General features: G+C 69.0%; 12 protein-coding genes. 9 read left to right on the plus strand and 3 right to left on the minus strand.

Translation table 11 applies throughout. The annotated features are described in order from the left end of the window. The first annotated feature begins 122 nt into the window (after positions 1–122). Together BM013_RS18885 and BM013_RS18890 are read left to right on the plus strand one after the other, a co-directional pair. Complete coding sequence (locus tag BM013_RS18885) at positions 123–1,094, plus strand: quinone oxidoreductase family protein (protein ID WP_093129184.1); 972 nt, start codon at positions 123–125, stop codon at positions 1,092–1,094. Beyond that, the gene (locus BM013_RS18890; protein WP_093129185.1) at positions 1,091–2,278 is read left to right on the plus strand and encodes an acetyl-CoA C-acyltransferase family protein; all 1,188 of its coding nucleotides are present in this window, start codon (positions 1,091–1,093) and stop codon (positions 2,276–2,278) included. The genes BM013_RS18885 and BM013_RS18890 overlap by 4 nt, the downstream gene beginning before the upstream one ends. A 2-nt stretch (positions 2,279–2,280) precedes the next feature. Here the strand turns inward: BM013_RS18890 and BM013_RS18895 are convergent, their stop codons facing one another. Next, the gene (locus BM013_RS18895; RefSeq protein ID WP_093129186.1) at positions 2,281–3,525 is read right to left on the minus strand and encodes a porin; all 1,245 of its coding nucleotides are present in this window, start codon (positions 3,523–3,525) and stop codon (positions 2,281–2,283) included. Positions 3,526–3,568: 43 nt separating this feature from the next. Then, positions 3,569–4,156, minus strand: a complete 588-nt coding sequence (locus tag BM013_RS18900; RefSeq protein ID WP_093129187.1) for an RBBP9/YdeN family alpha/beta hydrolase — start codon at positions 4,154–4,156, stop codon at positions 3,569–3,571. 94 nt (positions 4,157–4,250) lie between these two features. Here BM013_RS18900 and BM013_RS18905 point away from each other — a divergent pair, with 94 nt between their 5' ends. The 5 genes from BM013_RS18905 (at position 4,251) to BM013_RS18925 (ending at position 11,389) form a co-directional block, all read left to right on the plus strand. Beyond that, positions 4,251–5,333, plus strand: a complete 1,083-nt coding sequence (locus tag BM013_RS18905) for an AraC family transcriptional regulator (RefSeq protein WP_093129188.1) — start codon at positions 4,251–4,253, stop codon at positions 5,331–5,333. A gap of 4 nt (positions 5,334–5,337) precedes the next feature. Further along, on the plus strand, positions 5,338–8,019 hold the full coding sequence (locus BM013_RS18910) for a winged helix-turn-helix domain-containing protein (protein WP_256221554.1): 2,682 nt from the start codon (positions 5,338–5,340) through the stop codon (positions 8,017–8,019). Between the two features lie 81 nt (positions 8,020–8,100). Beyond that, positions 8,101–9,000 carry a TauD/TfdA dioxygenase family protein gene (locus tag BM013_RS18915; protein WP_371280390.1) on the plus strand — a complete coding sequence of 300 codons (900 nt, stop codon included), beginning with the start codon at positions 8,101–8,103 and terminating at the stop codon, positions 8,998–9,000. A gap of 48 nt (positions 9,001–9,048) precedes the next feature. Then, the gene (locus BM013_RS18920; RefSeq protein ID WP_093129190.1) at positions 9,049–10,107 is read left to right on the plus strand and encodes a beta-keto acid cleavage family enzyme; all 1,059 of its coding nucleotides are present in this window, start codon (positions 9,049–9,051) and stop codon (positions 10,105–10,107) included. A 7-nt stretch (positions 10,108–10,114) separates the two neighbouring features. Then, positions 10,115–11,389 (plus strand): MFS transporter, encoded by a 1,275-nt coding sequence (locus BM013_RS18925; RefSeq protein WP_093129191.1) that lies wholly within the window; start codon positions 10,115–10,117, stop codon positions 11,387–11,389. A gap of 649 nt (positions 11,390–12,038) precedes the next feature. On the opposite strand, the gene BM013_RS18930 is transcribed toward BM013_RS18925, so the two are convergent. Then, entirely contained in the window at positions 12,039–12,605 is a 567-nt protein-coding gene (locus tag BM013_RS18930; RefSeq protein ID WP_093129192.1) for a hypothetical protein, read from the minus strand. Between the two features lie 395 nt (positions 12,606–13,000). On the opposite strand from BM013_RS18930, the gene chrA reads away from it, so the two are divergent. Continuing rightward, positions 13,001–14,284: a chromate efflux transporter gene (gene chrA, locus BM013_RS18935; protein WP_093129193.1), complete on the plus strand. Its 1,284-nt coding sequence runs from the start codon at positions 13,001–13,003 to the stop codon at positions 14,282–14,284. Between the two features lie 142 nt (positions 14,285–14,426). Further along, the gene (locus BM013_RS18940) at positions 14,427–15,167 is read left to right on the plus strand and encodes a FadR/GntR family transcriptional regulator (RefSeq protein WP_093129194.1); all 741 of its coding nucleotides are present in this window, start codon (positions 14,427–14,429) and stop codon (positions 15,165–15,167) included. The last annotated feature ends 5 nt before the right edge of the window (positions 15,168–15,172 follow it).

Raw genomic sequence — 15,172 nt, forward strand, 5'->3', positions numbered from 1 at the left:
GTTGTTATTGCTTATCGGGGACATTGATTTGTTCATCCGGGACATCGCGAAACCCGCGCTTCCCGTCCTGGCGGGTCCTCGCAAGAATCTTGTCTCCCCATGCATTCATCAGGAGACAGACCATGACCAAGGCCATCCGCTTTCATGAAACCGGGGGCGCCGATGTCCTGAAGCTCGAAAACGTCGAGGTCGGCGAGCCCGGCCCGGGCCAGGCCCGCGTGCGCCACAGCTACATCGCCGTCAACTTCATCGACATCTACTTCCGCACCGGCCGCTATCCGCTGGCACTGCCCAACGGGCTGGGCTCCGACGCGGTCGGCGTCGTGGAGGCGGTGGGCCCCGGCGTGGACGACATTCGCGTGGGCGACCGCGTGGGCTACCTCATCGGGCCGCAGGGCGCCTACTCGCAGGTGCGCGTGATGCCGGCCGACGTGCTCATTCCGCTGCCCGACGGCATCAGCGACCGCACGGCCGCCACGCTCATGATGAAGGGCATGACGGCGCAGTACCTGTTCCGCCAGGTCTATCCGCTGCAGGGCGGCGAGACCATCCTGTACCACGCGGCCGCCGGCGGCGTGGGCCTCATCGCCTGCCAATGGGCGCGTGCCCTGGGCGTGACGATGATCGGCACCGTCAGCACCGACGAGAAGGCCGCCATCGCCAAGGCCAACGGCTGCGCGCACACCATCGTCACCTCGCGCGAGAACATCGCGCAGCGTGTGAAGGAGATCACCGACGGCAAGGGCGTGCCCGTGGTGTTCGACTCCGTGGGCAAGGACACGCTCGAGGCCTCGCTCGATTGCCTGCAGCCGCGCGGCTCGCTGGTGAGCAACGGCACCTCGTCGGGCGCCGTGGTCCTCGACACCAAGGTGCTCGCGGGCAAGGGCTCGATCTGGCTCACGCGCCCGGCGATGATCCATTACATCCATCCGCGCGCGCACATGCTCGACATGGCGCGCGAGCTGTTCGACCACGTGCTGGCGGGGCGCATCGTGAGCGAGCCGCAGCAGGTCTTCGCGCTGGCCGATGCGGCCGACGCGCACCGTGCGCTCGAAGGCCGCAAGACCACCGGTGCCACGGTGCTCGTGCCATGAAGCACGACGAGATCTATGTGGTGGGCATGGCCCGCACCGCCATCGGCACCTTCGGCGGCGCGCTGAAGGACGTTCCGAACACCCAGCTGGCGACGACGGCGGTCAAGGCCGCCATCGAGCGCAGCGGCCTCACCGGCGATGCCATTGGCCACGTCGTCATGGGCAACGTGATTCCCACCGACGTGAAAGACGCGTACCTGAGCCGCGTGGCGGCCATCGACGCGGGCTGCCCGATCGAGACGCCGGCCTTCAACGTGAACCGCCTGTGCGGCTCGGGCCTGCAGGCCATCGTGTCGGCGGCGCAGGCCATTGCGCTGGGCGACTGCGAGATCGCCATCGGCGGCGGCTCGGAATCGATGAGCCGCGGCCCGTACTTCGACACCTCCGCGCGCTACGGTGCGCGCATGGGCGACGCGGTGCTGGTCGACTACATGCTGGGCATCCTGCACGACCCGTGGGAGAAGATCCACATGGGCATCACCGCCGAGAACGTGGCCGCGCGCTACGGCATCACGCGCGAGCAGATGGACGAACTGGCGGTCACCAGCCAGCAGCGCGCAGCGGCCGCCATTGCCGCGGGCCGCTTCAAGGATCAGATCGTTCCTGTCGAGGTGAAGACGCGCAAGGGCGTCGTGCTGTTCGACACCGACGAACATGTGCGCGCCGACACCACCGCCGAGACGCTCGGCAAGATGAAGCCAGCGTTCAAGAAAGACGGCCTCGTGACCGCCGGCAACGCCTCGGGCATCAACGACGGTGCTGCCGCCGTGGTGCTGGCCAGTGGCGAGAGCGTGAAGGCCCGCGGCCTGAAGCCGCTGGCGCGCCTGGTGGGCTATGCGCACGCCGGCGTGGAGCCCGCGTACATGGGCATCGGCCCGGTGCCGGCCACGCGCAAGGTGCTGGAGCGCACCGGGCTGAAGGTGAGCGACTTCGACGTGATCGAGTCGAACGAAGCCTTCGCGGCGCAGGCCTGCGCGGTCATCAAGGAGTTGGGCTTCGACCCGGCCAAGGTGAACCCCAACGGCTCGGGCATTTCGCTGGGCCATCCGGTGGGTGCGACGGGCGCGATCATCACCACCAAGGCGATTGCCGAACTGCACCGCACCGGCGGCCGCTACGCGCTGGTGACGATGTGCATCGGCGGCGGCCAGGGCATTGCCGCCGTGTTCGAGCGCTGGTTCTGAGCCTAGAAAGCGTGCCGGATCCCGAAGTCGTAGCCCACGGCACTCTTCGGCTCGAACCCGCCGGTGGTGATGTAGCTCGGCTGCGGAAAGATCGACGGCAGGCTCAGCACCAGCGGCGTCACGCCCATCACGGTCGGGTTGTTGTGCGCGTCGCGCATGCGCATGCGCGCCACCGACGCGTAGAGCGCCGTGCGCTTCGACAGGTTGTGCACGTAGCTCAGCGCAATCTTGCTGGTGCTCGCATCGGAGTTGGGCGCATTGGAGCCGCTGTCGAACTTCACGTTGGCGTACGACACGCGAATGAGGCCCACGCCGACCGGCACGGTGACGCCGACCAGGGCCGCGTTGTACCTGTCGCTCACGCGCAGGTTCAGCGCGCCCGGCAGGCGCTGCATGTCGTCCTTCACGCGCGAGAGTTCGCCGAAGAGCTTGGCCGGTCCGAAGTTGTAGGACGCGCCGAGGTTGATCGTCTTGATCACTTCCTTGTACGTCGCCGTGTCGGCCACGGTGCTTTCGCCGTAGGCCAGCGCCACGTCGAACGCGCCGTTGGCCCACCCGCCGCGCGTGCCCAGGTAGCGCCCGCGCTGCCCGGTGGTCGCCGCGGCCGTGGGGCCGAGGCCCTTGGTGTTCTCGGGCAAGGCGTACTGCAGCTGGCCGTAGAAACCGCCGAGGTCCGGCGGCAGGAAGTAGCCGATCGAGTTGCTGGTGCGCAGGTAGCTGTCGGTGCCCGCGGAAAGCCCGCCGTTCAGCAGCCCGCCCGTGGCCAGCGCGCGCGAGGCCGCGATGTTGCTGTTCACGACGGCGATGAGGTTGGTGCCCACGCCGTTGACCGTCATCGGGTCGAACACCGCGTCGTTCCAGAACGAGGCCGTGTAGTCGCGGCCCAGGCGCACTTCGCCGAAGGGGCCGCCCAGGCTCAGCGTGGAGCGGCGTCCGAAATTGGTCACGCCGCCGCCCGTGTCGTTGCTCAGCGGCGCCTCGAGCCAGAAGCTCGCGGCCAGGCCGCCGCCCAGGTCCTCGGTGCCGCGAAAGCCCAGGCGGCTCGAGCTCAGGCCGGAAGGCGACAGCACGGTCTGGCTCTGCGTCACGGTGCGCGCTCCCAGGCTGTTCGCGGCGCCGTAGGTCGCGCTCTTGGTCGCGTAGTGGCTGACGCCCGCGTCCATGACGCCGAACACCGTGATGGACGACTGCGCGCCCGCACTGGCGGCGCAAGCCGAACCCGCAAGAAGAATGAATTTTTTTAGCATGCCCGGTGTCTCCGATGGCTGGTTGTGAAAAGCCTTGAGCGGCTCAGCTGAGCTCGCGAATCAGTTCTTCGGCGCGCGGCCATTCACCGAAACCCGAGTTCGGGTTCAGGTGGCCGACGGCGCCGAGCTCGACCAGGCGGCTGCCCCAGCACCGCGCCAGCTCGCGCGCGCGATCGAGGCGGGTGAGCGGGTCGTTGCTGCTGGCCGCGACGATGCTGGGGAACGGCAGCACGGCGCGTGGAAGCGGCAGCCAGCCGTTGCTGTCGAGCACGTCGACGGTGGGGTAGCCCGCGGGCATCGGTGTCTCGAGGTCCGCGGGCGCGGCGAGCAGCGCACCGCGGATGTCGAGCGAGTTGCGTGTGCCGAACGTGTATCGCGTGTATCGGCTCATGGCCCAGTGCGCGACCATCATCGCGCCCGCGCTGTGCGCGACGATGACGACCGGCCCCTCGATGTCCTGCAGCGCGCGGTCGATGGCGTCGACGCGCGCGGCGCAGCTCAGCTTGTCGTGTTCGAGCGGCGGCACGCTGTGTACCTTGGGCAGCTTCGCCGCGAGCAGCGTCTGCCAGTGATCGGCCACGTGGTCGCGCAGGCCGGGAACGATGAGAACGGTGGGGGTCGTGCTGTTCATGGTGCCGCGGATTCTGTTCGGGACCGTGTTCTCCCGATTGACTTTGCGTGCCACGCACTTACCCTTCGATGCCACCCCGCAGCCCAGGCTTTCGATGTCCTCCTTGGTACGTGCCGCCAGTCTCACCAACTACAGCGAAGTTGCCCGCGCGAGCGGGCTCGACCCGGTGCGCATGCTGCTCGATGCGGGCCTGAGCCCGAGCGTCCTGCGCGAGCCCGACCTCATGATTCCGGTGGAGAGCGTCGCGCTGTTGCTGCAGGCCTCGGCCGCGCAGTCGGGCAACGAGAGCTTCGGGCTGTGCATGGCCGAGCAGCGGTTGCTGTCCAACCTCGGCACGGTCGGCATGCTGATTCGCGACCAGCCGACTCTGCGCGATTCGCTCAACGTGCTGATGCGCTACCAGACGCTGCTCAACGGCTCGTTGTCGCTGATGATCGAAGAGTTCGACGACGTGGTGGTGATCCGCGAAGAGCTCAGGCCGGGCAGCGCGCAGCTGTCGACGCGGCAACGCATCGAGCTGGCGCTGGGCGTGATGCTGCGGCTCATGCGCCAGTTTCTCGGCGCCGAGTGGCAACCCAAGCGCGTGTGCCTGGCACATGCCGCGCCGCGCGACCTGGGCGCGCACCGCCGGCTCATGGGCCGCACCATCGAGTTCGAGCACGACTTCAATTGCATCGTCTGCGCCCCGCGCGACCTCGACGCGCGCAACCCGTGGGCCGACCCCGCCATGGCGCGCTATGCGCAGCAGATGCTCGACGCATCGGCCCGCACACCGGGCGCCGCGGTGCTCGACGACGTGCGCCGGGCCGTGCTGCTGTTGCTGCCGAGCGGGCGTTGCACCATCAAGCAGGTGGCGCAGTACCTTGGCGTGGTGTGCCGCACCGTGCAGCGCCGGCTGGCCGAGCACGGGCAGACCTTCTCCTCGATGGTCAACGACATCCGCAAGGAACTGGCGAGGCGCCATGTGCTGGAGGGCGAACGCCCGCTGGCCGAGGTGGCGAGCCTGCTGGGCTTCTCCGCGCCCAGCGGCCTGTCGCGCTGGTTCCACCATGAGTTCGGCTGCAGCGCCAAGCACAGCCGCGCCGAGCGCCGCAGGGCCGATGCCACAGCCGAGCACCGCGAGGCCGATGTGCGGCCCGAGCACGGCAAGGCCGGTGTCGCATCCGCGCGGAAATGACGCGTTGATTCCGCAAGACCTGGTCCTCAAGGTGACGCCGCCGCGCGTGCAGCGCCACGTCGTCGCGCGCGGCCGGCTGTCGTCGGCCGCCGATGCGCTGCGCGATGCCGCCGCGCTGATGGTGCGCGCGCCCGCCGGCACGGGAAAGACCTCGCTGCTGGCGCAGTGGCGCCTGGAGCAGCTGGGGCTGGGCGTGCCGGTCGCATGGGTGAGCGCGCAGGCCATCGACGACCCGGACCGGCTCGCGCAGAGCCTGGCCCTGTCGCTGCGCATCGCGATGGCGCGGCCCGCCTTCGGGCGCAGCGTGCTGGAGGACGACAGGCCCGGCAACCTCGCGGGCATGACGGCGCTGCTGGCCGAGCTGGCGCAGTCCGCCGCGAACGTGGTGCTGGTCGTCGACGAGGTCGACCGGCTGCCCGCCGCCTCGCGCGCCGCACTGGCCTACCTGCTGCGCAACGCACCGCTCAACGTGCGCGTCTTCATGGCGGCGCGGCCCGACGGGCAGCTCGACATCGACGACCTCATTGCCTACGGCCAGTGCGTGGAGATCGGCGCGGCGCAACTGGGGTTCAGCCTCGAGGAGACCTTGCAGCTGGTGCAGGCGCGGTTCGGCGCGCGCGTCGGCCGCGACACCGCCGCACGGCTGCATGCGCTCACCGAAGGCTGGCCGCTGGGCCTGCAGCTGGCGATGAGCATCGTGGGGCGCGGCGCCGACACCGGCGCCGACATGAACACCGCCATTGCCGGGCTCGGTGCGGCGGGCGGTGCACTGCAGGGGGAACTCGTGGGCCTGCTGCTGGCCGACATGGACGCGGCAGACCGCGACTTTCTCGTGCGCGTGTCGGTGCTGGAGCTGCTGCATCCCGCGCTGTGCCGCGCGATGGCCGGCGTCGACGACGCGCCCGCGCGGCTCACGCGGCTCGCCAGCGACACCCCGGTCTTTGCCGCGACGGAGGGCGGCGACTGGCTGCGCATGCACGCGCTGGTGCGCGACGCGTTGCGCCGGCGCTTTGCCTGCCTGGACGAGGCGCAACAGGTCCGCGCGCATGCCGACGCGGCGCAATGGCTGGCCGCGCACGACCTGCCCGACGAGGCCGCACGCCATGCGCTGAGCGCGGGCCAGCACCAGCAGGCCTATGCGCTGGCCGAACGCAGCCTCTACGAATCGCTCATGCGCCATGGCCGGCTGGGCGCGGTGCTCGAATGGCTCTCGCAGCTGCCGGCCGAAGAACTCGACCGGCGCCCGCGCCTGCTGCTGGCCGTTGCGTGGACGCTGGCCTCCAGCGAGCGGCACGAAGAGGCCGCGCGCTTCGTCGCGCGCATCCTCGCGCAACCCGGGGCGAGCGATGCGCTGCGCTGCGAATGCGCGCTGATCCTCGGCGGCGCGGCCGTGTTCGCGGACGATCCCGACCGATTCGTTGCGTTGCATGCGCCGTGGACCGGCGCGGTGCCGTTGACCGACCCATTGCTGCTGCAGTCGCATGCCAATCGCATGGCGTACTGCGCGCTGCTCGAGGGCGAGCCCGCGCTGGCGCGCTTGCGCGAGCAGCAGGCCGCGCGCGGCCATGCCGGCCATGCAGGCCATGCAGGCGGTGTCGACCATGGCACCGACTACATCCGGCGCTGGAGCGAACTGGTCGTCGGGCTGAGCTATGTGTGGGAGGGCCAGGCCCTGCTGGCCGAGCCCTGCCTGCGCAGCGCCGTGGCCAGTGCCGAAGCGCAGCTGGGCCGGCGCCACCGCTTCAGCTGCAACCTGGCCGCGTTGCTGGCGGCGACGGCATGGGCGCGCGACCTCGCGGCCGATGCTTCGGCCCTGCTGGCGGACCGGCTCGACGTGCTGGAACACAGCGGGCTGCCGGAGTCGCTGATGCAGGCCTACCTCACCGCGTCACGCATGGCGGTGGCGGAGGGTGCCGAGCATCGCGCGCTGGAGCTGCTTGCCGCGCTGGACGCAGCGGGGGCCGCACGCCGGTTGCCGCGCCTGCGCATCGCGAGCTGCGTGGAGCAGGTGCGCGTGCATGCGAGGCGCCACCGCGCACAGACCTGCCGCGAGCTGTGCGACCGCATCGACGCGCACCTGGCAGACCCGGCCGCGCCGCAAGGCCCGCTGTGGCGCCGCAGCGCCGGCATGCTGCGCGACGTGGCGCGGGCGTACGAAGCCATTGCCGCTCGCGAATGGCAAGGCGCGCTCGCGCCGCTGGAGCGTGCCGACGAAGCGGCGCGCGCACTGTGCCAGGGCGGCCTGCACATCGAACTGCTGGGGCTGCGCGCGCTGGCGCTGGAGCGCTGCGGGCAGCCGTCGGTCGCGCTGGTGCGCGAGGCGATCGACCTGGCGCGCGCGCTTGGGCTGCAGCGCGTGTTCGCCGATGCGCATCCCGAGCTGGCCGCATGGGTCGACACCCTTGCGGCCGGCGGCGACAAGCCTGCCGCCGCGGCACCGGCTGCCGCGCCCATGCACCCGGCGCCGCCCCCCGCCACCAGCGCCGTGCTCACGCCCAAGGAGCGCGAGGTGCTCGCGCTGCTGGCCCGCAACCTGTCGAACAAGGAGATCGGGCGCGCCATGCAGGCCGGCGAGACCACGATCAAGTGGCACGTGAAGAACCTGTTCGCCAAGCTGGACGCGGGCACGCGCGCGCAGGTGGTGCAGCGCGCGCGCATCCTGGGGCTGCTGGGCGGTCAACACTGAGCGGAGCCCCCTCCCGCAAGGAGGGGGCGGGGAAGGGGGGGGCGGCCTATTCTTTGTCCAGGAGACAAAGACATGATTTCGATGACGACCTCTTCGACAGCTTCTTCGGCAACTTCTTCGGTGGCGCATGGCATCGAGGTCCGCCCGACCACCTGCGCCATCGGCGCGGAACTGCGCAACGTGAGCCTCGCCGAGGCCTCGCGCGACGCCGGGCTGGCGGCGGAGATCCGCGCGCTGCTGGTGAAGCACCGGGTGCTGTTCTTCCGGCACCAGAACATCACGCGCGCCGAGCACGTCGCCTTCGCGCGCCACTTCGGCGAGCTCGAAGACCATCCGGTGATCGGCAGCGACCCCGCGCACCCGGGCCTGGTGCAGATCTACAAGTCGCCCGACAACCCGCCCGACCGCTACGAGAACGCGTGGCACACCGACGGCACCTGGCGCGAGGCGCCCGCGATGGGCTGCGTGCTGCGCTGCGTGGAGTGCCCGCCCGTGGGTGGCGACACCATGTGGGCCAACATGGCGCTGGCCTACGAGCGGCTGCCGCAGCACATCAAGGACCGCATCGCGACGCTGCGTGCGCGGCACAGCATCGAGGCCAGCTTCGGTGCGGCCATGCCGACGGACAAGCGCCTCGCGCTGAAGGCGCAATACCCCGACGCCGAACACCCCGTGGTGCGCACGCACCCCGACACGGGCGAGAAGATCCTGTTCGTGAACGGCTTCACCACGCACTTCACCAACTTCCACACGCCGTCGAACGTGCGCTGCGGGCAGGACAACAACCCCGGCGCGGCGATGCTGCTCGCGTACCTGGTCGGCCAGGCGCAGATTCCCGAATACCAGGTGCGCTGGCGCTGGCAGCCCGACGACGTGGTGATGTGGGACAACCGCGCCACGCAGCACTACGCGGTGATGGACTACCCGCCCTGCCACCGCAAGATGGAGCGCGCCGGCATCGTCGGCGAGGCGACGTACTGAGCGGCCCTTCTTTTTTCCCTTCTTCAATTCTTCAACGAGGCCCACGCCATGAACTTTCTCGACGGACACCTGTACCCCGAAAACCAGCAGCCGCTGATCATCACCGCCGCGCCCTATGCGCCGTCGTGGGTGCCTTCCGACTTTCCGGAAGACATCCCGCTCACGATGGCGCAGCAGATCCAGAAGGCGGTCGATTGCTACAACGCCGGCGCCACCGTGCTGCACCTGCATGTGCGCGAACTCGACGGCAAGGGCAGCAAGCGGCTGTCGAAGTTCAACGAGCTCATTGCCGGCGTGCGCAAGGCCGTGCCCGAGATGATCATCCAGGTCGGCGGCTCGATCAGCTTCGCGCCCGAGAGCGAAGGTGCCGCGGCCAAATGGCTCAGCGACGACACGCGCCACATGCTGGCCGAGCTGGAGCCCCAGCCCGACCAGGTCACCGTGACCATCAACACCTCGCAGATGAACGTGGTCGAGCACTGGGAAGACGCGGACATCCGCGGCACGTCGATGGAAGACCCGGAGGTCTACAAGGCCTACAAGGAAATGACCGTGCCGGCGCAGCCCGGCTGGGCCGAGGAACACATCCGCCGCCTCAACAAGGCCGGCATCCAGAGCGCGTTCCAGTGCTACAACATCAACAGCTTCGAATCGGTCGAGCGGCTGATGCGCCGGGGCATCTACAAGGGTCCGCTGGTGATGAACTGGGTGGCCATCGGCGGCGGCATGGATGCGCCGAACATCTACAGCTTCGCGAACTTCGTGCGCGCGGTGCCCGACGGCGCGGTGCTCACGGTGGAAAGCTCCATGCGCAACGTGCTGCCGGTGAACATGATGGGCATCGCGATGGGCCTGCACGTGCGCTGCGGCATCGAGGACAACCTGTGGAACCAGTCGCGCAGCGCGAAGATGGGCACGGTCGCGCAGGTCGAGCAGCTGGTGCGCATCTCGCGCGAGTTCGGCCGCCCCATCGCCACGGCGCAGCAGGCGCGCGAGATCTCCAAGATCGGCGTGTTCTACGAGACCACCGAGGAATCGCTGCTGGCCAACGGCTTCGCGGCCAACCGCAACGGCGGCCAGCAAGGCTACCTGCGCAAGGCGGCCTGAGCCTGGCATGAACGCCCGCGACAGCTACCTCATCGGACCGCGCCAGGCCTGGTTCGCCTTTGCCATGACCTGCGGGCTGATGCTGTTCGACTACATCGACCGGCAGGTCATCGTGTCGCTCTTTCCGCACCTGAAGCAGGAGTGGGGGCTGTCCGACAAGCAGCTCGGCGCGCTGGCCTCGGTGGTGTCGGTGACGGTGGCGCTCGCGGGCATTCCGGTCGCGCTGGCCGCCGACCGGTTCAGCCGCGTGAAGAGCATCGTGTGCATGGCGCTGATCTGGAGCATGGCGTCCATCTCGTGCATGTTCAGCCGCAATTACACGCAGCTGCTGGGGGCGCGCGCCGTGGTCGGTCTGGGCGAGGCCGGCTACGGGTCGGTGGGCACGGCGCTGATCGCCAGCCACTTTCCGATGCGCATGCGCGGCACGGTGCTCGCGGTGTTCTTCTCGTGCGCGTCGGTGGGGTCGGTGCTGGGCGTGGTGCTCGGTGGCGTCATCGCGGCCCGTTGGGGTTGGCGGGCGGCGTTCGGCGTGGTGGGCGTGCCGGGACTGTTGCTGGCGCTGCTGTACCTCAAGGTGCGCGACTACGACACGGTGCCGCTGGCGGCCGGCGGCGCCGCGGCAGGCCATGGCAGCCTGCGCGGCGCGATGAAGCTGCTGGCCCATGTGCCGACCCTGTTCTGGGTCTGCGTTGCAGCGCCGGCGCAGGTCGTGCTCGTCTCCGCCGTGTGGGCCTGGTTGCCGAGCTACCTGAACCGTGTCGACGGCCTCGCGCCGGAGCAGGCGGCCCTGCGCGCGGCGCTGGTCGTGCTGTGCGGTGCGGCGGGCGCCGTGGTGTGGGGCGCAGTGGCCGATCGCGCCGGGCTTTGGCGTGCGAGCGCCAAGCTGCAGGTGACGGCGCTGCTGTGCCTCGTTTCCGCCGCGGTGCTGGGCTTTGCGTTCGGTGCATCGCGCTTCGGCATCGTGCTCGCGCCGCAGGTGCAGTTCGCGGTCATCGCGCTCGGCGGCTTCTTCATGACCTGCCAGGCGGGCGTGGTGGCGGCGGTGGTGATGGACGTGGTGCACCCTGGTGTGCGCTCGACGGGTGCGTCGGTGCTGTCGCTCGCGCAGAACCTGCTGGGCCTGGCCGCGGGGCCGTTCATCGCGGGCTGGATTTCCGACGCCTGGTCGCTGCAGGCCGCGTTGGCGGTGATGCCGGTCTTCGGCGTGCTGGCTGCCGGCCTTTTCATGGTGGCTGCGCGTGGCTACGAGCGCGATGTGTCGCGGGCGGCCTTGCAGGGTTAGGCCTGCACCGGGCCGGTACGCGGTGCTCGACGGCGTCTGGATATCCTGGTGATCGATCAGCGTCGATTTCTCTCCAACGCCGCACGCCCGAGTTCGGTGATGCGTAGCACCAGTGCTTGATTGCTGCACTCTTGGGTATCTCCACAAGCAGGAGCGCCGCTGAGCGTCGCTTCGACGAAGCCTGCAGCCTTGAGCACGGCGATGCTGTTGATCCGTTCGGGTCTTCCACGCGCAAGGGAAACGCAGAGTGCTCGAGCGATCGAAGACGGTCCAGCGGCGTGTGCTTCTGCGGAGTAGCGGTGAAACCTCGCATCGCCACGTGTCGCGCGATGGCCTCGTGGCCCTGGTCGGTGATGCACAGGACGACAGCCTCGGCTGCCGGCCAATGTCGGCCTTGGGCATTCGCTGGAGCCGGGTTCGTCGCCTCCACCAGGCCGGCCGCCTTGAGCATGGACACGAGCCGGGTTTCCTGCGGTGTCGAAACAGCGAGGGGCAGCGACTTGCCCTGGAGCCAGATCAGATACGGGATCGGTTCCATCTCGTCACTTCCCCTTGTCGGCGCTGCTGGCGCCACCCCGCGTCAACCGCATCCTGCGATTGCTCCTCGTCCGGATGTCGTCTCGGGTTTGCGCACAGCCTCCGTCTTGTCTCAGGCCTCCAGCGGCTGCGCGCTGGCGGAAATCCAGGCTTGCAAAGTTTGAAGGGACTGGCTTCTTGTGCGGTTCACGGCCTTTCCATGCTTGCGCGATAGAAAGTCATGCCCCACCTCGGTGATCCGGTGAACCCGTGCAGTGCGCTCGCCGGGCATCGGCGCCTGGCGCGGCAAGGTCTCGATGGTCGCATCGACAAGTCCTGCCCTGGCAAGCGCCTCGACACTGTCGACCACGCTGTGTTCCGTGACGGAGATCGGCAGGCTGCAGTACTCGATCAGGCGGAGGTACTCGAGCGCGAGCGTGTTCCCCCCGGCGAGGGGCAATCCGCCATGCGTTGCATGGCCCGTGGCGGCCGTGATTTCAGCCTTGCCCGCATCCGTGATCGATTGGACGAGCGCTGCTTCGATTCTTTGAAAAGCCTTGTCCGGCGCGCCGGAGAGCGCCAGCGTGGCCTCGATGAGACCGGTCGCCTTGAGCAACGAGATCTGCTTCAGATCCGCTGGAGAAGTGACGGTGACAGGCAGCTGACCATGGTGGAGCTTGATCAGGTAGTCCAGTGGCATTCGCTCTGCTCCTCGAAGTCGCGCGAGCCGGTTGGCTTCCTCATTCGCTCCTCGCTTTTCGGCGTCAGAAATGTAATACTTTAGTAGTTCACAAACCATTCAGATTCATCTATTTTTGCCAGCAGTTGATGGGGTCCTGGTCGTGCGGTGGATTTCGTTCGGAAGAGGGTCCGCTTGGCCATGCACATTGCGCCGCCGTGACCACCACGAGCGGCGGCGCGAGCGCAAAAGCGTCGTCCGCTTGGAACATGCCAGGTCGTGAAGTTGAGGTGAACGACTTAAGCGCACGGAGAAGGTATGCAGCGCTTGTTCAGATGCAATGCATCGGTGGAAAGAAGCTGGTCAAGATCTCTCGCTAAGATGCCCGACGAAACAGCATTCAGGGTGGAAATCCGATGAGCCGGCATCAGGCAAGCAAGGAAAGAAAGGCAGGCAAGGCACACAGCGCACACAAGGGGAACGCCGCAACCGCCGCTTCGCCAGCGAGTGCAAGCCCGACCGGCGGCTCGGCCATCGAGGTGTTCCTGGCCTTCCTGAAACTCGGCCTGACCTCGTTCGGCGGCCCCGTTGCGCACCTTGGCTACTTTCGCACCGAGTTCGTCGACCGCCGCGCGTGGCTGGACGACAAGAGCTATGCGGACCTGGTTGCGCTGTGCCAGTTCCTGCCGGGTCCGGCGAGCAGCCAGGTGGGCATCGCGCTCGGGCTCGGGCGGGCGGGGTGGCTGGGCGCGCTGTGCGCATGGGCCGGGTTCACGCTTCCCTCCGCCATCGCCCTCATCCTGTTTGCACTGGGCGTCGCCCAGTGGTCCGCGCTGGCGCAGTCGGGTGCGGTCCATGGTCTGAAGATCGTCGCGGTCGCCGTCGTCGCGCAGGCGGTCTGGGGAATGGCCAGGACGCTCTGCCCGGACCGCACGCGGGCGGGTGTCGCCGTCGTTGCCGCGTTGCTGGTGCTTGCCGTTCCTTCGGTGACGGGGCAGGTCGCTGCCATCGTCGCGGGCGGCGTTGCCGGGCGATGGGCGGTGCAGCTCGGCCATCTGCCGGTCGCCGTGCACCGAGACTACGGCGTGAGCAGGCGGACAGGCGCGGCGATGCTGCTGCTGTTCGCGCTCCTGCTCGTGCTGCTGCCGCCGCTGGCTGCTGCGGTCGGCATGCCGGCGCTGTCGGTCGTCTCGTCCTTCTACCAATCGGGTGCGCTCGTGTTTGGCGGGGGCCACGTGGTGCTGCCGCTGCTGCAGGCCAGCGTGGTGCCCAACGGGTTGCTCGGCAACGACGCGTTCCTCGCCGGCTACGGCGCAGCGCAGGCCGTGCCCGGCCCGTTGTTCACCTTCGCGGCCTACCTTGGCGCGGCGATGACGGGCACCTTGGGCGGATGGATTGGCGGCTTGACGCTTCTTGTCGCCATCTTCGTTCCCGCCTTCCTGATGGTGGTCGGCGCGCTGCCGTTCTGGGAAGTCCTGCGCCGGCGCGACGGCGTGCAGCGTGCGATGGCTGGAATCAACGCGGCCGTGGTCGGTGTCCTGGCGGCCGCGCTGTACGACCCGGTGTGGACCAGCGCGATCCATTCGCGGGCCGATTTCGGTCTTGCGCTGGGCGCCTTCGGCTTGCTGGTGTACTGGCGGCAGTCGCCCGTGCTGGTGGTCGCGCTCGCGGCGCTCGCGGGGTGGCTGCTCGCGCTCTGAGACCGGGCAGGACTTTCGACGCATCGTGGCCAAGCCCGAATTCGCCAAGCACCTGCAGGACCTCGGCTCCGAGCCGTCGGCCATGAGCCGCCAATTGCCGACGACGGACCGGGGCTTGCCCGTACCATGGACGGATTTGCACATGAAACCGTTCGAGCGCAGCCGCCCGCGCAGCCTGAGCGCCGGCGTCGTCGATGCATTGGGCAGGCGGATCCGGATCGGCCCGCTGCGCGCGGGCGACAAGCTGCCGACCGAGGCGGCGATCATGCAGGAGTTCGGCGTGAGCCGAACGGTGGTGCGGGAGGCACTGTCGAAGCTGCAGGCCGCCGGCATGGTCCGGCCGCAGCGGGGTGTGGGCACCTTCGTCGTGGGCGCGTCGCGGGCCAGGCCGTTTCGCGTCGACAGCAGCCCCGACGACAGCCTCGAGCAGGCGATTGCGCTGATCGAGCTGCGCATCGGGCTGGAGACCGAGGCTGCGGCGCTGGCGGCGCAACGCCGCAGCGCCGACGAACTGGTCTCGTTGAAGCGCGCGCTCGACGCCTTCAACGCCGCGATGGACCAGGACATGGACACGGCCTTTCCCGACTTCCAGTTCCACCTTGAAATTGCGCGCATCTCGCACAGCCCGCATTTCTCCGCGATCCTGGAGGCGCTGAGCCCCACCTGCGTGCCGACCGCGTTCCTCATCGCCGTGGGCGGCGAGAAGCAGAGCGCGGTGTGGATGAACCAGGCGCGCCACGAGCACTGGTGCATCTTCCAGGCCATCGAGCAGCAGGACGCGCAAGCCGCGCGTGCGGCCATGCGGCTCCACCTGACGAACGGAAAGGAACGGCGGCGCGCCTGCGAGCCGCCGCAGGGGCCGGCCTTCTCTTCTGCTGACTAAAGGGC

Origin of the sequence: Variovorax sp. OK605, assembly GCF_900115445.1 — a bacterium.
In the GTDB taxonomy this organism is placed as follows: Bacteria; Pseudomonadota; Gammaproteobacteria; order Burkholderiales; family Burkholderiaceae_C; genus Variovorax.